At 70.0% G+C, this 19,943-nt stretch carries 20 protein-coding genes; 18 read left to right on the top strand and 2 right to left on the bottom strand.

Going from position 1 to position 19,943, the window contains the following annotated elements:
- Positions 1–18: 18 nt before the first annotated feature.
- Positions 19–918, bottom strand: coding sequence for an NAD-dependent epimerase/dehydratase family protein (locus AC3WLE_RS19110; RefSeq protein WP_492321094.1), 900 nt, complete (start codon positions 916–918; stop codon positions 19–21).
- Between the two features lie 43 nt (positions 919–961).
- Positions 962–1,792 carry an SDR family NAD(P)-dependent oxidoreductase gene (locus AC3WLE_RS19115; RefSeq protein ID WP_116384512.1) on the bottom strand — a complete coding sequence of 277 codons (831 nt, stop codon included), beginning with the start codon at positions 1,790–1,792 and terminating at the stop codon, positions 962–964.
- 232 nt (positions 1,793–2,024) lie between these two features.
- Here AC3WLE_RS19115 and AC3WLE_RS19120 point away from each other — a divergent pair, with 232 nt between their 5' ends.
- The 18 genes from AC3WLE_RS19120 (at position 2,025) to AC3WLE_RS19205 (ending at position 19,918) form a co-directional block, all read left to right on the top strand.
- Positions 2,025–3,212 (top strand): helix-turn-helix transcriptional regulator, encoded by a 1,188-nt coding sequence (locus AC3WLE_RS19120; RefSeq protein WP_340520975.1) that lies wholly within the window; start codon positions 2,025–2,027, stop codon positions 3,210–3,212.
- A gap of 256 nt (positions 3,213–3,468) precedes the next feature.
- Complete coding sequence (locus tag AC3WLE_RS19125) at positions 3,469–4,185, top strand: EthD domain-containing protein (protein ID WP_492321096.1); 717 nt, start codon at positions 3,469–3,471, stop codon at positions 4,183–4,185.
- A 105-nt stretch (positions 4,186–4,290) separates the two neighbouring features.
- Positions 4,291–5,187 (top strand): VOC family protein, encoded by an 897-nt coding sequence (locus AC3WLE_RS19130; protein ID WP_492321097.1) that lies wholly within the window; start codon positions 4,291–4,293, stop codon positions 5,185–5,187.
- 7 nt (positions 5,188–5,194) lie between these two features.
- Positions 5,195–6,085 (top strand): CoA transferase subunit A, encoded by an 891-nt coding sequence (locus AC3WLE_RS19135; protein ID WP_492356690.1) that lies wholly within the window; start codon positions 5,195–5,197, stop codon positions 6,083–6,085.
- A 23-nt stretch (positions 6,086–6,108) separates the two neighbouring features.
- Positions 6,109–6,909 (top strand): CoA-transferase subunit beta, encoded by an 801-nt coding sequence (locus AC3WLE_RS19140; protein WP_492321099.1) that lies wholly within the window; start codon positions 6,109–6,111, stop codon positions 6,907–6,909.
- Positions 6,910–6,916: 7 nt separating this feature from the next.
- Positions 6,917–7,804: an enoyl-CoA hydratase gene (locus tag AC3WLE_RS19145; protein WP_492356691.1), complete on the top strand. Its 888-nt coding sequence runs from the start codon at positions 6,917–6,919 to the stop codon at positions 7,802–7,804.
- Positions 7,801–8,883, top strand: a complete 1,083-nt coding sequence (locus AC3WLE_RS19150) for an NAD(P)H-dependent flavin oxidoreductase (RefSeq protein ID WP_492321101.1) — start codon at positions 7,801–7,803, stop codon at positions 8,881–8,883. The genes AC3WLE_RS19145 and AC3WLE_RS19150 overlap by 4 nt, the downstream gene beginning before the upstream one ends.
- Before the next feature lie 19 nt (positions 8,884–8,902).
- A complete protein-coding gene (locus AC3WLE_RS19155; protein WP_492321102.1) occupies positions 8,903–9,694 on the top strand; it encodes an enoyl-CoA hydratase family protein in 792 nt (263 codons plus the stop codon).
- Entirely contained in the window at positions 9,684–10,850 is a 1,167-nt protein-coding gene (locus tag AC3WLE_RS19160) for an acyl-CoA dehydrogenase family protein (RefSeq protein WP_492321103.1), read from the top strand. Before AC3WLE_RS19155 ends, AC3WLE_RS19160 begins: the two co-directional genes overlap by 11 nt.
- A gap of 20 nt (positions 10,851–10,870) precedes the next feature.
- On the top strand, positions 10,871–11,938 hold the full coding sequence (locus tag AC3WLE_RS19165) for an acyl-CoA dehydrogenase family protein (protein WP_492321104.1): 1,068 nt from the start codon (positions 10,871–10,873) through the stop codon (positions 11,936–11,938).
- Positions 11,939–11,958: 20 nt separating this feature from the next.
- Positions 11,959–13,110, top strand: a complete 1,152-nt coding sequence (locus tag AC3WLE_RS19170; RefSeq protein WP_492356692.1) for an acetyl-CoA C-acetyltransferase — start codon at positions 11,959–11,961, stop codon at positions 13,108–13,110.
- Positions 13,111–13,120: 10 nt separating this feature from the next.
- Positions 13,121–13,996 (top strand): SDR family oxidoreductase, encoded by an 876-nt coding sequence (locus tag AC3WLE_RS19175; RefSeq protein WP_492352576.1) that lies wholly within the window; start codon positions 13,121–13,123, stop codon positions 13,994–13,996.
- An 11-nt stretch (positions 13,997–14,007) separates the two neighbouring features.
- Positions 14,008–15,171, top strand: a complete 1,164-nt coding sequence (locus tag AC3WLE_RS19180) for an acyl-CoA dehydrogenase family protein (RefSeq protein ID WP_492321107.1) — start codon at positions 14,008–14,010, stop codon at positions 15,169–15,171.
- Positions 15,168–16,370: an acyl-CoA dehydrogenase family protein gene (locus AC3WLE_RS19185; RefSeq protein WP_492356693.1), complete on the top strand. Its 1,203-nt coding sequence runs from the start codon at positions 15,168–15,170 to the stop codon at positions 16,368–16,370. Before AC3WLE_RS19180 ends, AC3WLE_RS19185 begins: the two co-directional genes overlap by 4 nt.
- A complete protein-coding gene (locus tag AC3WLE_RS19190) occupies positions 16,367–17,170 on the top strand; it encodes an SDR family oxidoreductase (RefSeq protein WP_010813970.1) in 804 nt (267 codons plus the stop codon). The genes AC3WLE_RS19185 and AC3WLE_RS19190 overlap by 4 nt, the downstream gene beginning before the upstream one ends.
- A 40-nt stretch (positions 17,171–17,210) precedes the next feature.
- Complete coding sequence (locus tag AC3WLE_RS19195; protein ID WP_492321109.1) at positions 17,211–17,666, top strand: MaoC family dehydratase; 456 nt, start codon at positions 17,211–17,213, stop codon at positions 17,664–17,666.
- Between the two features lie 13 nt (positions 17,667–17,679).
- Complete coding sequence (locus AC3WLE_RS19200) at positions 17,680–18,882, top strand: acetyl-CoA C-acyltransferase (RefSeq protein ID WP_492356694.1); 1,203 nt, start codon at positions 17,680–17,682, stop codon at positions 18,880–18,882.
- A gap of 70 nt (positions 18,883–18,952) precedes the next feature.
- Positions 18,953–19,918 (top strand): WD40/YVTN/BNR-like repeat-containing protein, encoded by a 966-nt coding sequence (locus AC3WLE_RS19205; RefSeq protein ID WP_492356695.1) that lies wholly within the window; start codon positions 18,953–18,955, stop codon positions 19,916–19,918.
- The last annotated feature ends 25 nt before the right edge of the window (positions 19,919–19,943 follow it).

Genomic DNA, 19,943 nt, shown 5'->3' on the forward strand with positions numbered 1-19,943 from the left:
GGCCGCCGCAGCGCCAGGCTAGCTGTACTGCGTCACGATCTCGCCGACCGTGCGCAGGATGTCGCGGCGGCGATAGCCGAGCAGGGCGGTCTCGGCCGCATCCGGCTCGTAGTAGAGCGTGTTGCCCCGGCCGAAGCAGATGGCCGAGTCCGGCAGCAACGGATGCTCCTGGTCGATGACAGGCGGCACCGGGCGGCCAGCGTCGCGGAAGAAGGCACCGAAATAGTCCTGAAACGACAGGTTCTCGTCACCTACCAGGTAAGCCTTGCCGTTTTCACCGCGCAGCAGGGCGCCTTCGATCGCTTCCGAGAGCGAAGTGGCCGAGATGAAGTTGACGCCGCCGGGCGGCGCGAAATCCGGCATCGGCGCAAAGTTGCCGCGGGCGTAGTCGGTATAGGCCTTGAACATCGGGACCATCAGGCCCGGCACCGTGCCCACGACGAACGGCGCGTTCACGCTGCTCACGCGGAAGGCATCGGTGGCCAGCGCGCGCACGCCTTCGTCGGCCAGCTTGCGCGAGCGGATATAGGCGTTGTCCTCGGCCAGCTGCGGCTGCGCCTGCGGGTAGAAGCTGCCGACGTAGACGGCGACCCGGATCCCGGCAGCGCGCGCCGCGCGCAGGAAACGCGGCACGCCCTCGATGTTGGCGCGCTCCCAGTGCGCGGCTTCGTCGCCGCCGGGCGGCACGTGGCGCACATCGTTGCCGGCGGCGAAGACCAGCGCGTCGAAGGTGCCGAGCTGCGCGGCCGGCACGTCGTTGGCGATGTAGTCGCAGCGCAGGAAGTCCAGCCCGCCCAGCGCCGTGCCGGGCGCGGGGCGGTTGCGCCCCGCGATGGTGACCTCGTGCCCGCAGCTGCGCAGGTGCAGGGCCGCGTGGCCGCCGATCATGCCAGTGCCGCCGACGATCAGTATCTTCATGCTTGTCTCCTTGGTGGGGTGGTGTGGCCGCGGTGCGCGGCCATCAGAGGTTCATGCCGTTGCCGCCGATGACCGGCATGTTGGTCCACGCGCCCTTGGGGTCGCGATACCAGCCGGCCGCGGCCAGCGCGCCGCCATTAACATGCAGCGCCGTGCCGGTGATCCAGGCCGCGCGCGCGCTGGCCAGGAACAGGATGCCGTCGGCAATGTCGCGCGGCGTGCCGAAGCGGCCCAGCGGAATCCAGCGCGGGATATGGTGCTGGTGTTCCGCAGCGACCATCTGCGACACCGGAACCTGCGGCGTTTCGGTGGTCTCGGGGGCGATCAGGTTGACGCGGATGCCCGCCGGCGCCAGCTCCAGCGCCAGGCTCTGCGTGAAGCCGGTGATGGCGGCCTTGAAGGCGCCGTAGACGCTGCAGTACGGAATGCCGCGGAAGGCCTCGATCGACGACACCGTGACGATGCTGCCGGCGGCACTGCGCCGCAGCAGCGGCAGCATGGCGCGCGTGACGGTGAAGACGTGGCCGAGGTTGGCGGCGTAGAGGCTGGCGATCTCGTCGTCGGCATAGTGCTCGAACGGCTTGGCGATGCGCAGGAAATCGCCGACGTTGTTGACCAGCACGTCCAGCACCCCGAAACGCTGTTCGACCTGCGCAGCCAGTTCGCGCACGGTGCCGGCATCGGTGGCATCGCCCTGTACCACCAGCACTTCCGCGCCGGTCTTGCCCAGCAGCGCCCGGGCCTGCTCGGCGCGCTGTGCGTCGATCTCGATCAGCGCCACGCGCGCACCCTGTTCCAGGAAGGCTTGCGCGGTGGCGAGCCCGATGCCGGCGCCGCCGCCGGTGACCAGCACGGTCTTGTCGGTGAAATCCATCTGAGTCGTTCTCCTTCGGTTGCACTGTGGTGTGCGGCCATTTGATCGGCGGCAGGCGGGACCGGCATCGTCCGATTGCAGGTCAGGGAAAACACTTAGATGGCGCAAACCAGGGCGAACAAGGGCGCCGCGCGCCGGACATCGGCAGGCAGCCTCCCTATAATCTGCGCTGCCCAGGTGCCGCAGAGCACCGGCCAGTCCCCGCATGGGGTGTGGAAACAGGAGACAGACAATGTTGATGGCGACCGTTGAGGCGCAAGGGGTGGCGTCGCCCTGGTTTGCGCAGTCCGGACTGAGCCTGCCGCATTTCAGCGCGCTGCTGGCGGCGGTCTACGAAGGGCCGATGGAACCCGTGCCCTGGGGCCGCGCGCTGGAAATGCTGCGCAAGCAACTTGGTGCCAGCTATGTGAGCTTCATCCTGCGCTCGCCCGCGAGCGACCGCAGTGGCATCGCGGTGCACGCGTCGCAGCACGGCACTTCGCTGGAGGCCGAGGCGTCGTACAACACCTACTACTACGCCATCGATCCCTTTATCAACCTGCCCACCGACCGGGCCGTGACGGTCGACGAAGCGATGGGCGCCGGCAACTGGTGCCGCAGCGAGATCTACCGTCAGTTCCTGCAGCCGCTTGGCGTGCGCTACCTGCTGGGCGCCGATATCCGCACCGAAGACGGGGTCGAGTGCCGGCTGCGCGTCTGCCGCCAGCACGACGCGCAGGACTTCTCCGAGGTGGACAAGGCGGCGTGCGCCACCATCCTGCCGCACCTGAGGCGCGCGGTCCGGCTGCATTCCAGGCTGGATGTGGTCGAATCGGAACGCAGCCTCTATGCGGGCGCGATCGACCGCATGCTGGTGGGCATGGTCATCCTCGACGCAGCCGGCGCAATCCTGAAGAAGAATGCGGAAGCCGACGAGATCCTGGCGGAGAACGACGGCATCCGCCTCAATGGGGGCAACTTCGAGATCGCCTACGCACAGGAAAGCCGCAAGTTCCAGTACCTGCTGCGCCGCGCCCAGATGGGGCACCACGGCAGCGCGCCGGCGCTGGCCGAAGCCATGTCGATCACCCGCCCCTCGGGGCGCGGCAAGCTGGGCGTGCTGATCCGCACCATTCCGCTCAGCGAATGGTCCGAAGACCACCGACATCGCCCGGCCTGCGCGGTCTTTATCCGCGATCCGGAGCGCAAGTCGCGCGCCTCGCACGAGGTGGTGCGCAAGCTGTTCGACCTCACGCCCGCCGAAACCGCGCTGGCGCTGGTGCTTGCCGACGGCATGACGCTCGACGAAGCCGCCGAGGCGCTGGGCACCAGCAAGAACACGGCGCGCGCCCACTTGCGCGCGATCTTCTCCAAGACCGGGGTCACGCGGCAGGCCACGCTGGTGCGCATGCTGCTGAGCAGTGTGGTGACGCTCGGCTGAGCGCCAGGGCCTGATCCACGCACGCGTGTTCCAGGGCACGCGTGACTCCCTTGTGGCCCGATGACCGGTCCTCCTAGTCCGAATGGAGGATGAGTCCCGCCATCCGCGCCCCTAGCATGCATCCGACAAGCGGGCGCGGCACACGGATGGCACCTCAGACGGACGCAGCGACGCGTGCTGTCCGCGCTTGGTCCTGTTCCGCGCACGCATCAACCTGTCCGGCCCCGGCCGGCACCTGTACCAGGGAGCGTGGAGCATGGAAAAAGTCATCTATATCGTCTGGCGCGATTCTCAGACCGAGCCGGGGGAGTTCGCGCGCCGGCTGCGCACGACGCTTGCGGACAAGCTATTGGCGCTGGGCGCGCGCGGACTGCAGGTGAACGTGGCCGATGACGCGGTGTTGCCGGCCGCGGGCCTGCGCCAGGCGAATACCCGCCCGCAGATGGAAGGGCTGGTCTCGGTCTGGATGGACAGCGCCATCGACCGCCTGCGGCAGCCGTTCGACCAGGCGATCGCGACCGCCGTGGGCCGCATGGCCGGCTACCTTGTGACGGAGTCCCAGCCCATCCGCAATACACGTTTCCCGGCCGCGCCGGGCGAACGCACGCCCGGCTTCGCGCAGCTTGCCTTCCTTACCCGGCCGCCCCGGCTTACGCCGCAGGCCTGGCTGGACCTCTGGCACAACCACCACACGCCGGTGGCGGTCGAGACCCAGGACAACTTCCTCTACGTGCAGAACGTGGTGGTGCGGCCGCTCACCTACGCCGCGCCGCACTACGACGCCATTGTCGAAGAGGGCTTCCCCGATGCGGCGATGACCGACCCGCAGGCGTTCTTCGACGCGGCCGGCGACGAAGACAAGTTCCAGCGCAACCTGCAGGCCATGATGGAAAGCTGCCAGCGCTTCATCGACTTCGACAAGATCGACGTGATCCCCACCAGCCAGTACCTCGTGCGCCCGGCAGCGGGCTGACGCCAGCGCCGGACCGGCTAGTCCCACTGGACGATGTGCCGGGCTGCAGCGCACGGAAGAATGGTCCCATCAGCCAGCAGTGGCAACGAACCTGAGGAGACCGGCATGTTGGATATCCGTGCGCTTGGCTACATCGTGGTCGAGTCCACCGACCTGGGGCAATGGCGGCACTATGCCGAACAGGTGCTGGGCATGACCTGTTCCGGCGCCCCCGGCGGTGCGCTGTACGTGAAGATGGATGAGCGCGACTACCGCTACCTGGTGGTGCCGGGCGCGCGCGACCGCTACCTGGCATCGGGCTGGGAGCTGGCCGACGAACCGGCCTACCGCCACGCGCTCGACACGCTGCGCCAGGCGAACGTTGAGGTCGTGCACGCCAGCGCCGCGGAACTGGCACAGCGCCGCGTGCAGGCCATGGCCTGGTTTGCCGATCCGTCGGGCAACCGCCATGAGATCTCCTGGGGCATGCGCTCGGACTTTCTGCGCTTTATCTCGCCGGTGGGCGTGCCGCGCTTCATCACGGACCCGATGGGGGCGGGCCATGCGGTGCTGCCCGCGCCGGCCTTCGACGAGACCTATGCCTTCCTGTGCGAGGTGATGGGTTTCGGTTTGTCCGACATCTTCCGCGTGCGCTTTACCAATGACCCGGCCGAACCGGAAAAGCGCATCCACTTCCTGCATTGCGGCAACGCCCGCCACCACAGCCTGGCGATCTTCGAGATGCCGTCGGAAGCGGGCTGCATCCACGTGATGGCCGAGGTTCCGGACATGGCCGAGGTGGGCCGCGCGCTGGACCGCGTGCAGCAGCACGGCGTGAAGCTCTCGGCCACGCTGGGCCAGCACTGCAATGACCGCATGACTTCCTTCTACATGAAGACCCCCGGCGGCTTTGACCTCGAGTTCGGCCACGGCGGCCTGGAGGTGGACTGGAGCCACCACGCCGCCTACGAGGCCACGCGCGTCAGCCTGTGGGGACACGACTTCAGCATCGGATACCGCTAAACACACCATGACCAAGACAATCGACAAGACCATGAGCGCGGCCGACGTGGTCGGCCAGCTCGCCGATGGCATGACCATCGGCATCGGCGGCTGGGGCCCGCGCCGCAAGCCGATGGCGCTGGTGCGCGAGATCCTGCGCTCGCCGCTGAAGGACCTGACCGTGGTCGCCTACGGCGGCCCCGAGGTGGGCATGCTGTGCGCGGCCGGCAAGGTGCGCCGGCTGGTGTTCGGCTTCGTCTCGCTCGACGTGATTCCGCTCGAGCCCTACTTCCGCCAGGCGCGCGAGCGCGGCGTGCTGGAAGTGACGGAGCTGGACGAAGGCATGCTGCAGCTGGGCCTGCGCGCCGCGGCCGCGCGCCTGCCGTTCCTGCCGACGCGCGCCGCGCTGGGCACCGACGTGCTGGACATGAACCCCCAGCTGAAGACGGTGCGTTCGCCCTATGCCGACGGCGAAGTGCTGGTGGCGATGCCGGCGATCGCGCTCGATGCCGCGCTGCTGCACGTGAACGACAGCGATGTGCTCGGCAACACCCGCATCGACGGCCCCGATCCGTTCTTCGATGAATGGTTCGCACGCGCCGCGCACCGCTGCTATGTGAGCTGCGAAACACTGCACCCGCGCCTCGAGGATGAAGACCTGGCGCGCGCGCGCAACAACGCCTTCGAGCGCTCGCTGGTAAGCGGCGTGGTGCACGCACCCGGCGGCGCCCATCCCACTTCCTGTGCGCCGGCCTACGGCTGGGACCTGCCTGCGCTGAAGGCGTACTGCGCCAGCGCCGAGGCCGAGGACGGCTTCCGCACCTGGCGCGACGAGGTGGTGGGCGCGAGCGAAGCGGCCTACCTAGAGCGCATCGGCGGCCTCGGCCATGTGCACGACCTGCCGCTGCCGGTACTTTGAACCCGCCAACCCAAGGAGCGACCGTGAGCGCCACTTATGAATTCACCCGCGCCGAGCTGATGATTGCCGCCGCCGCCCGCGCATGGCGCGACGACGGCGAGGTGCTGGCCACCGGCATCGGCACCGGCCCGCGCATCGCCGCCGGCCTGGCGCGGCTTGCGCACAACCCGGGCCTGCTGCTGACCGACGGCGAGGCCTACCTGGTGGAAACGCCGGTGCCGCTGGGCCCGCGCGAGCCCGGCTACAAGGTGCGCGTCAGCGGCTGGATGGGCTACTCGCGCGTGTTCGACTGCCTGTGGGGCGGGCGCCGCCACGCGCTGGTGATGCCGACGCAGATCGACCGCTTCGGCCAGGCCAATATCTCCTGCCTGGGCGGCACCCATGCGCAGCCCAAGACCCAGCTGCTGGGCGCGCGCGGCTTTCCCGGCAACAGCATCCACCACGCCAACTCCTTCTTCGTGCCGGCGCACAGCACGCGCGCGTTCGTCGCCGGTGAAGTCGACATGGTCTGCAGCGCCGGCTACAACCCGGCCCGCCGGCTGGAGGGCATGCGCAGCTTCGTTGACCTGCGCGTGATTGTCACCGACCTGTGCGTGATGGATTTCAGGGGGGCTGACCATGCCATCCGCGTGCGCTCGCTGCACCCGGGGGCGAGCTTCGACCAGGTACAGGCGGCCACCGGCTTTGCGCTGGCGAACACGCCCGGCGAGGCCCTGCCGGAGACGGCGCCGCCGACACCGGAAGAGCTGCGGCTGATCACCCAGCTTGATCCGCACAACCTGCGCGCGGCCATCGTGCGCGGCAATCCTTCCGGACGCGTGTGAGGCCGACATGACAACGCCAGCTACCGAAGCCATCAGCCTTGGCCCCAATGCCGAGGTGCTCTACCAGGTCGCGGACGGCATTGCCACCGTGACCATGAACCGGCCGCAGTTTCACAACGCGCAGAACTCAAAGATGACCTACGCGCTGGACGAGGCCTACCGGCGCGCCGCCGCGGACGACGCGGTCAAGGTGATCGTGCTGCGCGGCGCCGGCAAGCATTTTTCGGCCGGGCACGACATCGGCACGCCCGGGCGCGACATCAATGAAACTTTCGAGCGCGCCTCGCTCTGGTATGACCATGTCAACAAGCCGGGCGGCGAGTTCCTCTATGCCCGCGAGCAGGAGGTCTACCTGGGCATGTGCCGGCGCTGGCGCGAGCTGCCCAAGCCGACCATCGCCATGGTGCATGGCGCCTGCATCGCCGGCGGGCTGATGCTGGCGTGGGTTTGCGACCTGATCGTGGCGTCGGACGATGCCTTCTTTGCTGATCCGGTGGTGCGCATGGGCATTCCCGGCGTCGAGTACTTCGCCCATCCCTACGAGCTCCATCCGCGCATCGCCAAGGAGTTCCTGTTCCTGGGCGAGCGCATGGGTGCCGAACGCGCCGAGCGCATGGGCATGGTCAACCGCGTGGTGCCGCGCGACGCGCTGGAAGACACCGCCTACGGCATGGCCGCCAAGGTCGCGCAGATGCCGCGGCTGGGCCTGACGCTGACCAAGCAGGTGGTCAACCATGTGGAAGACCTGCAGGGCAAGCGCACCGCGATGGATGCCGTCTTTGCCTGGCACCACTTCGCCCATGCGCACAACGAACTGGTCAGCGGCGACAAGCTCGGCGGCTATGACGCGCGCGCCATGGCCGCTTCGCAACGCACCGGCGAGGACAAGGCATGAGCACCGCGAGCCTGCACACCGTGCTGTGCGACCTGCTGGGCTGCCGCTACCCCATCGTGCAGACGGCGATGGGCTGGGTGGCGGATGCGAAGCTGGTCGCGGCCAGCGGCAATGCCGGGGCCTTCGGCTTCCTGGCCGGCGCCACCATTGCGCCCGGCGAGGTCGAGCGCGAGATCCTGCGCGTGAAGGCGCTCAGCGACCGGCCCTTCGGCATCAACTTCCACATGTTCCAGCCCAACGCGGAAGAAGTGATCGAGATGGCGATCCGCCACCGGCTGCGCGCGGTCAGCTACGGGCGCGGCCCGGACGCGAAGATGATCGGCAAGCTCAAGGCGGCTGGCGTGGTCTGCATGCCGACCGTGGGCGCGGCCAAGCATGCGGCCAAGGCCGTGGAACTGGGCGCGGACGTGGTCACCGTGCAGGGCGGCGAGGGCGGCGGCCATACCGGCGGCACACCGACCACGCTGCTGCTGCCGCAGGTGCTGGACAGCGTGAGCGTGCCGGTGGTGGCCGCCGGCGGCTTCTTCGACGGCCGCGGACTGGCCGCGGCGCTGGCCTACGGCGCGGCCGGCGTGGCCATGGGCACGCGCTTCCTGATGTCGGCCGAATCGCCGGTGCCGGCGCCAACGCTTGAGCGCTACGTCAAGGTGCGCGACCCGGCCAGCATCCGCGTATCGCTGGCCATCGACGGCCTGCCGCAGCGAATGATCGACAACGACCTGCTGCTGGCGCTGGAGAAGGCCGGTCCGCTGCGGCGCACCTGGCTGGCGCTGGCGGCCGCGCGCAAATGGCAGGCACGTACCGGCATGCGCAGCGCGCAGATGCTGGCCACCGCCTGGCGCGCGATGCGCGAGCAGGACTACAGCGCCGCCCAGACCCTGATGGCCGCCAACGCGCCGGTGCTGATCCAGCGCGCGATGGTGGAGGGATGCCCCGATGAAGGCGTGCTGCCCAGCGGCCAGGCGGCAGCGGCGATCCGGGCCATCGAATCCTGCGAGCAGATCGTGGCCGGCATGGCCGCGCAGGCACAGGCGCGCCTTGCGGCGCTGGCTGGCGCCGGACTGGCTGCAGCGGCCTGACCCACAGACAGAGGAAACCATGCAAACGAACAAAAAGACCGGGCCGTTCCGCATCGACACTGCCGACGGCATCGCCGAACTGGTGATCGACCATGCGCCAGTCAATGCGCTCGACTGCGCCGGCTGGCATGCGCTGGCCGCCGCGATCGACCAGCTGGGCACCGATTCCGCCGTGCGCGTGATCGTGCTGCGCGGCGAAGGCCGCGGCTTCTGCGCCGGCGTCGACATCAAGGAGCTGGCCGCGCACCCGCAGCGCATCGTCGATGTCAACGCCGGCAACTACGCCACCTTCCGCGCCGTGCACCGCAATCCCAAGCCGGTCATCGTGGCCGTGCACGGCTTCGTGCTGGGCGGCGGCATCGGCATCTGCGGCGCGGCCGACATCATCGTGGCCGCAGATTGTGCGCGCTTTGGCGTGCCGGAGATCGACCGCGGCGCCATGGGCGGCGGCGCCCACCTGCAGCGCATGTTCGGCGTGCAGAAGGTCAGGGCGATGTACTTCACCGGCGAGATGATCGATGCCGCCGAGGCGTACCGGCTGGGCGCGGTCGAGCGCGTGGTGCCGCGCGCAGAGTTGCGCGAGGCCGCCATGACGCTGGCCCGCCAGATCGCCGCCAAGAGCCCGGCCATGCTGCAGCTGGCCAAGGAAGCGCTCAACGGCGTGGAAGACGGCAACCTGGAGGACAAATACCGCTGGGAACAGGGCTTCACGCTGCAGGCCTACATGAGCGCCGATTCCGGCGAGGCGCGCGCCGCCTTTGTCGAAGGCCGCGAAGCCCGCTTTGCGCAGGGAGAGCGCGATGCAGCTTGAATACACCGACGCCCAGCGTGCCTTCCGCGCCGAGGTGCGCGACTGGATGGCCGCGCACGTGCCGCGCACGCCGCTGGCGAGCTTCGATACCGAAGCGGGCTTCGCCCAGCACCGCGCGTGGGAGGCCACGCTCAACCAGGGCCACTGGAGCATGGTCACGTGGCCGGCCGAGCTGGGCGGGCGCGGCTGCGACCTGATCGAGTGGCTGATCTTCGAGGAAGAGTACTGGCGTGCCGGCGCGCCGATGCGCGTCAACCAGAACGGCATCTTCCTGCTCGGGCCCACGCTGATGGAATTCGGCACCGAGGCGCAGAAGGCGCGCTTCCTGCCGCGCATGGCCTCGGGCGAGCATGTCTGGGCGCAGGGCTGGTCCGAGCCGAACGCAGGCTCGGACATGGCCGCGATCCGCTGCAGCGCGATCCGGCAGGGCGATGACTATGTGATCAACGGCCAGAAGATCTGGTCGACGCGGGCGGTGTGGGCGGACTGGCTGTTCGGCCTGTTCCGCACTGACCCGGCCTCGACCCGACACCATGGCCTGACCTTCATCCTGATGCCGCTGGACACGCCCGGCATCACCGTGCGCCCGATCCGCCAGCTCAACGGCCAGACCGGCTTTGCCGAGATCTTCTTCGACGAAGTGCGCGTGCCGGTGGAAAACCGCCTGGCCGCAGAAGGCGCCGGCTGGCAGGTGGCCATGGCCACCGCCGGCTTCGAACGCGGCCTGATGCTGCGCTCGCCGGCGCGCTTCCAGGAAACCGCGCGCGCGCTGGTCAGGCTGTACCAGGCCAACCGCGAGGCGGCGGACCGCGACCCGTCGCTGCGCGAGGCGGTGCTGCGCGCCTGGATGGACGCCGAGGCCTACACGCTGTCCACCTACGCCACCGCGAGCCGCCTGGTGCGCGGCGGCCATATCGGCGCGGAGTCGAGCACGAACAAGGTGTTCTGGTCCGAGCTGGACATCCATATGCACGATACCGCGCTGGCCATCCTGGGGCAGTCGGCAGAGGTCGCGCCCGACGGCCAGCCGCCGGGTTCGCTCGGCCACTGGCTGGACGGCTTCCTGTTCTCGCAGGCCGGGCCGATCTATGCCGGCACCAACGAGATCCAGCGCAATATCGTCGCCGAGCGCCTGCTCGGCATGCCGCGCGCATGACGGCACCCGGGGAAAACACCATGGATTTCGCATTGACCGAAGAGCAGGAGCAGTTTGCCGAGGCGATCCGGCGCTTCCTGATGACCGAGATGACGCCCGAACTGACGCGCGAGCTGTGGGCCACCGAGTCCGGCCGCTCCGACGCGCTGTGGCGCCAGCTTGCCAACCAGGGCCTGACCGCGGTGATGGTGCCGCAGGAGCAGGGCGGACTGGGGCTGGGCGAGGTCGAATGGGCGCCGCTGGCGCAGGCCTGCGGCTACTTTGCGCTGCCCGAGCCTTTGCTGGACACTGCGCTGGTCGCGGCCGGGCTGCTGCGCGATGCGCTCGCGGCGGCGCCGAACGCCTCGGCGCACGAACGCTGCGCCACGCTGCTGGAGCGCATCGCCGCCGGCGATGCCCGCGTGGCGGTGGCGCATCCGCAAGAGCGGCTGGTCGCCGACGCCCATGTCGCCGACGCCATCCTGTGTGCGCACGAAGGCGCCGTGCACCTGCTGCGGCCCGACCAGGCCGTGCTGACGGCGCGCACCGGGCTCGATCCTTCGCGCCGCTTGTTTGAGCTGGCGTGGACGCCGGCCGCGGAGTCCGAACTGATCCCGTCCGGCAGCGGCCTGTGGAACAGCGCGCTGAACCGCGGCGCGCTTGGCGTGGCCGCGCAGCAGCTGGGCCTGACCCAGCGCATGCTGGACCTGGCGATCGATTACAGCGCGCAGCGCAAGCAGTTCGGCAAGGCCATCGGCGCCTACCAGGCGGTCAAGCACCTGCTGGCCGACGTGGCGATCCAGCTCGAGTTCGCCCGGCCGGTGCTGCTGCGCGCCGCCGCCGCGCTGGCGCACGGCCTGCCCGATGCGGGCCTGCATGTCTCGCACGCCCGCGTGGCCGCCGCGCGCTGCGCGTGGAGCGCGGCGCGCCAGGCGATCCAGGTGCACGGCGCAATGGGCTACACCTGGGAGCTGGACCTGCAGATCTTCACCAAGCGGGCCTGGGCCCTGGCGGGAAGCTGGGGCGACCGTGCCTTCCACAAGGCGCGCATGGGCGCGCACATCCTTGACGGCGCGCATGAGATCGGCGCCGGCGCCACCTTCGCCTGAATCCAAAGAGAACCAAGACCATGAAAGACGCCTATATCGTTGATGCCCTGCGCACGCCCACCGGGCGCCGCAAGGGCGGACTGTCGCACATGCACGGCGCCGACCTCGGCGGCTTCGTGCTGGCCGAGCTGGTGCGCCGCAACGGCATTCCCGCCGAGGACTATGACGACGTGGTGTTCGGCTGCGTCGACACCATCGGCACGCTGGCCGGCAATATCGCCCGCAGCGCGTGGCTGGCAGCCGGCCTGCCGCTGACGGTGCCGGGCGTGACCGTGGACCGCCAGTGCGGCTCGTCGCAGCAGGCGGTGCACTTTGCCGCGCAGGCAGTGATGAGCGGCACGCAGGACGTGGTGATCGCCGGCGGCGTGCAGACCATGACCCAGATCCCGATCTCGTCGGCCATGCTGGCCGGGCAGGCACTGGGCTTTGCCGACCCGTTCTCGGGCAGCAAGGGCTGGCAGGTGCGCTTTGGCGATGCGCCGGTGTCGCAGTTCCATGCCGCGCAGCGCATTGCCGATCACTGGAAGCTGTCGCGCGAGGCCATGGAAGCCTACGCGCTGGCAAGCCACCAGCGCGCCGCCGCGGCCATCGAAGGCGGCCGCTTTGCGCGCGAGATCGTGCCGTGCGAGGGCGTGAAGCATGACGAGACCCCGCGCCCCGATACCACGCTGGCGAAGATGGCTGCGCTGGAACCGCTGATGCCCGGCAGTTCGCTGACCGCGGCCGTGTCCAGCCAGACCGCGGATGCCGCCGCCGCGCTGCTGATCGTCTCGGAAGACGCGCTCAAGCGCTACCAGCTCAAGCCGCGTGCGCGCATCGCGCATATGAGCGTGCTGGGCGACGACCCGCTGTGGATGCTGACCGCACCGATCCCGGCGACCAAACGCGCACTGGAGCGCTGCGGCCTGCGCCTGGCCGATATCGACGTGGTCGAGATCAATGAAGCGTTCGCCTCGGTGGCGATGGCATGGCTGGCCGAGACCGGCTACGCGGCCGAGCGCACCAACCCCAATGGCGGCGCCATCGCACTGGGCCACCCGCTGGGCGCCACCGGGGCGCGCCTGATGACCACGCTGCTGCATGAGCTGGAACGCACCGGCGGCCGCTACGGCCTGCAGACCATGTGCGAAGGCGGTGGCCTGGCCAACGTCACCATCATCGAACGCTTGTAAGGAGACCGCCATGGGAATCTGTGACGCACGCACCGTCATCATCACCGGCGCCGGCGGCGGGCTGGGCCGTGCCTATGCGCTGGCCTTCGCCGCCGAGGGCGCCAATGTGGTCGTCAACGACATCCGGCGCGAGGCGGCCGAGGCCGTCTGCACGGAGATCCGCGCGGCCGGCGGCAGCGCACTGGCCAGCGCTGACGACATCACCCAGCTGGCCACCGCGAAGCGCATCGTCGATGCCGCGGTCGAGGCCTTCGGCGAGGTCCATGTGCTGGTCAACAACGCCGGCATCTGCCGCGACCGCATGTTCGTCAGCCTGACCGAGGCCGACTGGGACGACGTCATGCGCGTGCACCTGCGCGGCCACTTCTGCCTGGCCAACCTGCTCGCCAAACGCTGGCGCGATGCCGCCAAGGCCGGCCGCGCCGTCGACGCGCGCATTATCAACACCAGCTCCGGCGCGGGCCTGCAGGGTTCGGTCGGGCAGTCCAACTACGCCGCCGCCAAGGCCGGCATTGCCGCGCTCACGCTGGTGCAGGCCGCCGAGCTTGGCCGCTATGGCATCACCGCCAATGCGCTGGCACCGGCGGCGCGCACCGGCATGACCGAGGAGGTGTTTGCCGAAATGATGCAGGCGCCGGAAGACGGCTTCGACTACTACGACCCCGCCAATGTCGCGCCGCTGGTGGTGTGGCTGGGCAGCGCCGCGTCCGCGCAGGTCAACGGGCGCATGTTCGAGGCGGCCGGCGGCATGGTCTCGGTGGCCGACGGCTGGCGCACCGGACCCAGGACCGACAAGGGATCGCGCTGGCAGCCGGCCGAACTGGGCGCAGCCGTGGCGGAACTGCTGGCGCAGGCGCAGCCGCCCCAGCCGGTCTACGGCAGCTGAGCGCGACGGCCATGGACTTCTCCCTTAGCGTCGAACAGCAGATGGTCCGCGACAGCGCGCGCGACTACCTCGCCGCGTACAGCGATTCGGCGGCGGTGCGGCGCGTGACCGAGGCAGGCCCGGCGCACGACGAGGCCCTGTGGCACGCGGTCGCGGGCGAACTCGGCTGGTGCGGCATCGCGCTGCCCGAAGCCGTGGGCGGCGCCGGCCTGGGTGCGCCCGGGCTGGTGCTGCTGCAGGAACAACTGGGCCAGCGCCTGGCCTGCGTGCCGTTCTGGTCCGCCGTGTGCGTGGCCGCGCCCTGGCTGCAGGCCAGCCTGGGTCCGCGTGGCAGCGCGCAGTGGCTGGAGCGGCTGGCCTGTGGCGAGCTGCGTGCCGCCGCGGTGCTGCCGGACGATGGCGGCTGGCAGTACGACGGCGTCGCCATTGGCGCGCAGGCAAGCGCGGATGGCTTCGTGCTGCGTGGCAGCGCCGCCCAGGTGGCCGATGCCGCCGGCGCCGACTGGCTGCTGGTGCCGGCCCGTCTCGGAGACGGCGTGCCTGCGCTGTTCCTGCTGGAACCGGCAGCACTGGCACAGGATGCGCGATGCATGCTGGCGCCGCTCGATACGCTGGACCGCACGCGGCCGCAGGCCGCGCTGCGGCTGGACGGGCTGCCCGTGCCCGCCAGCGCCTGCCTGGCGCGCGCGGACGCGGCGGCCTTCGGCCTGGCCCAGGCCTGGTGGCACGGCAAGCTGATGCTGGCGGCGGAGCAGCTTGGCGCGGCCCAGCAATGCCTGGACCTGACCGTGGCCTATGCATCGGAACGGATCCAGTTCGGGCGCGCCATCGCCTCGTTCCAGGCGGTCAAGCACCGCTGCGCGCAGATGATGGTGCTGGTCGAGGCGGCGCGCTCGGCGGTGTATGGCGCGGCGCAGGCGTGGGAAACGGGCGAGGTGGCCGATGGCACCGGCATCCGCCTCGACATCGCCGCCGCGTCCGTGGCCGCCGACGATGCCCTGCGCTTCTGCGCGCAGGAGGCCATCCAGTTGCATGGCGGTGTCGGCTTCACCTGGGAATACGACCCCCAGCTCTATTTCAAGCGCGCGCAGGCCGCCAGCCACTGGCTGGGCGGTGCCGGCGCGGCGCTGGCGTATCTCGCAGCAAATGGCCCGCACGCCTGGAGGACAGCATGATAGCGAATCAAGAGGCGGCATTCCGCGCCGAAGTCGCGCAATGGATGGCCGCCAACCTGGCCGGCGAGTTCGCCTGCCTGAAGCACCGCGGCGGCCCCGGCGACGAAGAGGCCTATCCCGAACTGCGCAAGGCGTGGGAGCGCCGGCTGGCCGAAGGCGGCTGGACCGGCCTGGGCTGGCCGCGCGCGCATGGCGGGCGCGAGCTGCCGGTCATGCAGCAGGTGATCTTCCATGAGGAATACGCGCGGGCAGGGGGACCGGGCCGCATGGGCCATATCGGCGAGGGGCTGATCGGCCCGACCCTGGTCGCCTTCGGCACCGACGACCAGAAGGCGCGCCTGCTGCCCGGCATCCTGAACGGCACCACGTTCTGGTGCCAGGGGTATTCGGAGCCTGGCGCGGGCTCGGACCTGGCCAATGTACGCACGCGGGCGGAGCGCGATGCGGCCACCGGCGACTGGCTGGTGAGCGGCCAGAAGGTGTGGACCTCGCTCGCGCACGATTCGGACTGGATCTTCGTGCTGGCGCGCTGCGAGCCCGGCTCGCGCGGCAGCAAGGGCCTGGTTTTCCTGATGCTGCCGCTGGACCAGCCCGGCATCGAGATCCGGCCGATCCGCCAGATGGGCGGCGGCGCCGAATTCAACGAGGTGTTCTTCGACGGCGCGCGTGCCGCCGCCGCCGATGTGCTGGGCGCGCCCGGCGATGGCTGGCGCATCGCCATGGCGCTGCTGGGCTTCGAGCGCGGCATCTCCACGCTGGGCCAGCAGATGCAGTTCACGCATGAACTGGAATGGGTGGCGCAGGCCGCGCGCGACAACGGCAGCAGCCGCGACGCGCTGGTGCGCCAGCGCATCGCGCGCGCCTGGGCCGGCCTGCGCGTGATGCGGGCCAATGCGCTGCGCATGCTTGCGGGCGCGGCGCAGGCGGGCCAGGACGGCGGCACCGCGCTGCAGCGCGAGGCGCTGATCTACAAGTACTACTGGTCCAACTGGCACCGCGACCTGGGCCAGCTGGCGCTGGACGTGCTGGGCCCGCTGGCCAATGTGCTGGACGCCGGCGACACGCACCGCACGCGGCTGCAGCAGATGGCGCTGTTTTCGCGCGCCGACACCATCTACGCCGGCACCAACGAAATCCAGCTCAACATCATCGCCGAACGCGGCCTCGGCATGCCGCGCGAAGCACGAGGACAGTCATGACCCTGAACACCGAAATCCCCAGCGCCCCGGCCTATGTGCCTGGCCATCAGTTGCTCGCCGGCAAGAGTGTGCTCATCACCGCCGCGGCGGGCGCCGGCATCGGCTTTGCCGCCGCGCGCCGCTGCGCCGAGGAGGGCTGCCGCGCGCTGATGATCTCCGACGTCCATGAGAAGCGGCTGGCAGACGCGGTCGAGCGCCTGCGCGCGGAAACCGGCTTGCAGGCGATACATGGCCAGCTTTGCGATGTGTCGGATGAAGCGCAGGTGCGCGCACTTGTGGCCGCCGCCGAAGAAGCCTTGGGCGGCACCGACGTACTGATCAACAACGCCGGCCTGGGGGGCTCGCGCCGCCTAGTTGATATGGACGATGCCGAGTGGTCGCGCGTGATCGATATTTCCCTCACCGGCACCTTCCGCATGACGCGCGCGATGTTGCCGCACATGCAGGCGCGCCGGCGCGGCGCCATCGTCAACAATGCCTCGGTGCTGGGCTGGCGTGCGCAGAAGGAACAGTCGCATTACGCCGCGGCCAAGGCCGGGGTGATGGCGCTGACGCGCTGCAGCGCGATGGAGGCCGCCGAATTTGGCGTGCGCATCAATGCGGTGGCGCCAAGCATCGCGCTGCACGACTTCCTGAAGAAGTCGGCGCCGGCCGACCTGCTGCGCCAGCTCAGCGAGCGCGAAGCGTTCGGGCGCGCGGCCGAGGTGTGGGAGGTGGCCAATGTGATGGTGTTTTTGGCCAGCGACTATGCCTCGTACATGACGGGCGAGGTGCTGCCGGTGAGCAGCCAGCGGGCTTGAAGGGAAACAGTTGGGACCGGGAACAACGCAGGAACCAGACATGCCAAGAATCTTCCGTTCTGCCGAAGACATCCACGCCGCCGTCGGCCAGCGCCTCGGCGAGAGCGCCTGGACCCAGATCACCCAGGAACAGGTCAACCAGTTCGCCAATGCCACCGGCGACCACCAGTGGCTGCACGTGGACCCGCAGCGCGCCGCGCAGGGCCCATACGGCGCCTGCATCGCGCACGGCTACCTGACGCTGGCGCTGGTCAACCAGTTCCTGCCGGAGCTGGTAACGGTCGAAGGCATGAAGTGGGGCGTCAACTACGGCTGCGACAAGGTGCGCTTCCCGGCGCCGGTGCGCGTGGGCGCGCGCGTGCGCGGGGTGGGGGAACTGGTGCGGGCCGAGACCTTGCAGGGCGGCGTGCAGTCGGTGGTGCGCATGACCGTGGAAATCGAAGGCGGAGACAAGCCGGCCTGCGTGGCCGAGACCATCAGCCGCTATTACTTCTGAACAGGAATCCAGCATGAAAGAAGCAGTCATTGTCGCCGTCGCGCGCACACCGATCGGCAAGGCCTTCCGCGGTGCCTTCAACGACACCGAGGCCCCGGTGCTGGGCGGCCACGTGGTGCGCGCGGTGGTGGAGCGCGCCGGCGTGGATCTGTCCGAGGTGGAAGATGTGCTGATCGGCGCGGCCGCGCAGCAGGGCACCCAGGGCTACAACCTGGGCCGCCTGTGCGCGGTGGCGGCCGGCCTGCCGGACAGCGTGCCCGGCATGACCATGGACCGCATGTGCGGCTCGGGCCTGATGACAATCGCGGCGGGCGCCCGTGCGATCCAGTGCGGCGAGGCCGACATCATCGTCGCCGGCGGCGCGGAATCCATCTCGCTGACGCAGACCAAGCACAAGAACAGCTACCGCGCCCAGTCCGAAGCGGTGCTGGCGCGGCAGCCGGCAGCCTATATGGCAATGATCGAGACCGCCGAGGTGGTGGCGCGCCGCTACGGCATCAGCCGCGCCGAGCAGGACGCCTACGCCTGGCGCAGCCAGCAGCGCACCGCCGAGGCGCAGCGGCGCGGGGCCTTCGATGACGAGATCGTGCCGCTGGAAACGCGCCGCGCGCTGTTCGACAAGGCCGGCACGCTGACCGGCCACGAGACCGTTCGGCTTGCGCACGACGAGTGCAACCGGCCCGATACCACGGCCAGCAGCCTGGAGGCGCTGAAGCCGGTCTGGAGCGGCGGCCAGGCGGTGGCCGCCGGCGAGCACATCACTGCCGGCAATGCCTCGCAGTTGTCGGACGGCGCCGCCGCGGTGCTGCTGATGAGCGCCGACGAGGCCCGCCGGCGCGGCCTGCGCCCGCTGGGCCGCTACCGCGGCATGGCGGTGGCGGGCTGCGCGCCGGACGAGATGGGGATCGGCCCGGTGTTCGCCGTGCCCAGGCTGCTCGCGCGCCATGGCATGACGGCGGCCGACGTGGGCCTGTGGGAGCTGAACGAGGCCTTCGCCTGCCAGGTGCTGTACTGCCAGCAGAAGCTGGGCATCCCGGATGCGCGCCTGAACGTCAACGGCGGCGCGATCTCGATCGGCCATCCGTTCGGCATGTCGGGTGCGCGCATGACCGCGCATGCATTGATTGAAGGCCGGCGCCGCGGCGTGCAGCAGGCGGTGGTGACCATGTGCATCGGCGGCGGCATGGGCGCCGCCGCGCTGTTCGACGTTCTGTAATCACAAGCAGCCCGTGCAGGGACGGCCCGCAACGAGGCCGCCTGCCATCACTCCAACCGGAGGAGACATCATGAAACGACTGATCGGCGTCGCCATGTCGCTGGCCGTGCTCGCCACCGCGGTATGGGCCTTCGCGCCGCGCCCGCTGCCGCCGTTCGCGGCCACGACGCTGCGCCCGGACGGCCTGCAGGTCAACGGCATCGCGCGCGCCGGCGAGCGCCTGGTGGCAGTGGGCGAGCGTGGCCAGATCCTGTTCAGCGATGACCAGGGCCGCAACTGGCGCACGGCCGCCGTGGATCAACCGCAAGGCGCCGCGCTGACCCAGGTGGCCTTTGCCGACAGCCGCCACGGCATGGCGGTCGGGCACAGCGGCTGGATCCTGCGCACCGAAGACGGCGGTGCCCACTGGCAGCAGGTGGCGTTCGAGGCGAGCTCGTCCGATCCGCTGCTGGGTGCCTGGGCCCAGGCGGGCGGCCCGTGGTTCGCGGTCGGCAGCTTTGGCCGCTTCCTGGTCTCGCGCGACCAGGGCAGGCACTGGGAGCCGGCCGCCGACAAGGCCATGCAGGACCGCCACCTCAACGGCATTGCCGGCGACGGGCAGGGACGCCTGATGCTGGTCGGCGAAGCCGGCCTGGTGCTGCGCTCGCCCGACGGCGGCGGCCGCTGGGAGGTGGTGAAGTCCCCCTACGAGGGTTCGCTGTACGGCGTGCAGCCGCTGCGCGACGGCGCCTGGCTGGCCTTCGGCATGCGCGGCAACGCCTTGCGCAGCGATGACTTCGGCGCCACCTGGCAGGCCGCGGACACTGGCCTCAAGACCTCGTTCTTCGGCGGCGTCGAACTGCCCGATGGCCGCATCGTGCTGGCCGGGCAGGGCGGCACGCTGGTGATCTCCGCCGATGGCGGGCGCCACTTCACCGCCTTGCCCGCCGGCAGCCCGCAGACCCTGGCCGCGCTGGTCCCTGCCGGCAAGGACACGCTGGCGCTGGGCGGCAATGGCGGCCTTGCCGGCGTCACGCTCGCCGCCAATCCCCGCTGACCCTGCCTGACCCTGGCTTACCGAA

This window comes from Cupriavidus sp. FW306-1B-F12B (assembly GCF_058781795.1).

Excerpts from the sequence above, each read along its gene's own strand:
- AC3WLE_RS19110 (WP_492321094.1), bottom strand. The coding sequence starts at position 918 with ATGAAGATACTGATCGTCGGCGGCACTGGCATGATCGGCGGCCACGCG.
- AC3WLE_RS19115 (WP_116384512.1), bottom strand. The coding sequence starts at position 1,792 with ATGGATTTCACCGACAAGACCGTGCTGGTCACCGGCGGCGGCGCCGGC.
- AC3WLE_RS19120 (WP_340520975.1), top strand. The coding sequence starts at position 2,025 with ATGTTGATGGCGACCGTTGAGGCGCAAGGGGTGGCGTCGCCCTGGTTT.
- AC3WLE_RS19125 (WP_492321096.1), top strand. The coding sequence starts at position 3,469 with ATGGAAAAAGTCATCTATATCGTCTGGCGCGATTCTCAGACCGAGCCG.
- AC3WLE_RS19130 (WP_492321097.1), top strand. The coding sequence starts at position 4,291 with ATGTTGGATATCCGTGCGCTTGGCTACATCGTGGTCGAGTCCACCGAC.
- AC3WLE_RS19135 (WP_492356690.1), top strand. The coding sequence starts at position 5,195 with ATGACCAAGACAATCGACAAGACCATGAGCGCGGCCGACGTGGTCGGC.
- AC3WLE_RS19145 (WP_492356691.1), top strand. The coding sequence starts at position 6,917 with ATGACAACGCCAGCTACCGAAGCCATCAGCCTTGGCCCCAATGCCGAG.
- AC3WLE_RS19150 (WP_492321101.1), top strand. The coding sequence starts at position 7,801 with ATGAGCACCGCGAGCCTGCACACCGTGCTGTGCGACCTGCTGGGCTGC.
- AC3WLE_RS19155 (WP_492321102.1), top strand. The coding sequence starts at position 8,903 with ATGCAAACGAACAAAAAGACCGGGCCGTTCCGCATCGACACTGCCGAC.
- AC3WLE_RS19160 (WP_492321103.1), top strand. The coding sequence starts at position 9,684 with ATGCAGCTTGAATACACCGACGCCCAGCGTGCCTTCCGCGCCGAGGTG.
- AC3WLE_RS19165 (WP_492321104.1), top strand. The coding sequence starts at position 10,871 with ATGGATTTCGCATTGACCGAAGAGCAGGAGCAGTTTGCCGAGGCGATC.
- AC3WLE_RS19170 (WP_492356692.1), top strand. The coding sequence starts at position 11,959 with ATGAAAGACGCCTATATCGTTGATGCCCTGCGCACGCCCACCGGGCGC.
- AC3WLE_RS19175 (WP_492352576.1), top strand. The coding sequence starts at position 13,121 with ATGGGAATCTGTGACGCACGCACCGTCATCATCACCGGCGCCGGCGGC.
- AC3WLE_RS19180 (WP_492321107.1), top strand. The coding sequence starts at position 14,008 with ATGGACTTCTCCCTTAGCGTCGAACAGCAGATGGTCCGCGACAGCGCG.
- AC3WLE_RS19185 (WP_492356693.1), top strand. The coding sequence starts at position 15,168 with ATGATAGCGAATCAAGAGGCGGCATTCCGCGCCGAAGTCGCGCAATGG.
- AC3WLE_RS19190 (WP_010813970.1), top strand. The coding sequence starts at position 16,367 with ATGACCCTGAACACCGAAATCCCCAGCGCCCCGGCCTATGTGCCTGGC.
- AC3WLE_RS19195 (WP_492321109.1), top strand. The coding sequence starts at position 17,211 with ATGCCAAGAATCTTCCGTTCTGCCGAAGACATCCACGCCGCCGTCGGC.
- AC3WLE_RS19200 (WP_492356694.1), top strand. The coding sequence starts at position 17,680 with ATGAAAGAAGCAGTCATTGTCGCCGTCGCGCGCACACCGATCGGCAAG.
- AC3WLE_RS19205 (WP_492356695.1), top strand. The coding sequence starts at position 18,953 with ATGAAACGACTGATCGGCGTCGCCATGTCGCTGGCCGTGCTCGCCACC.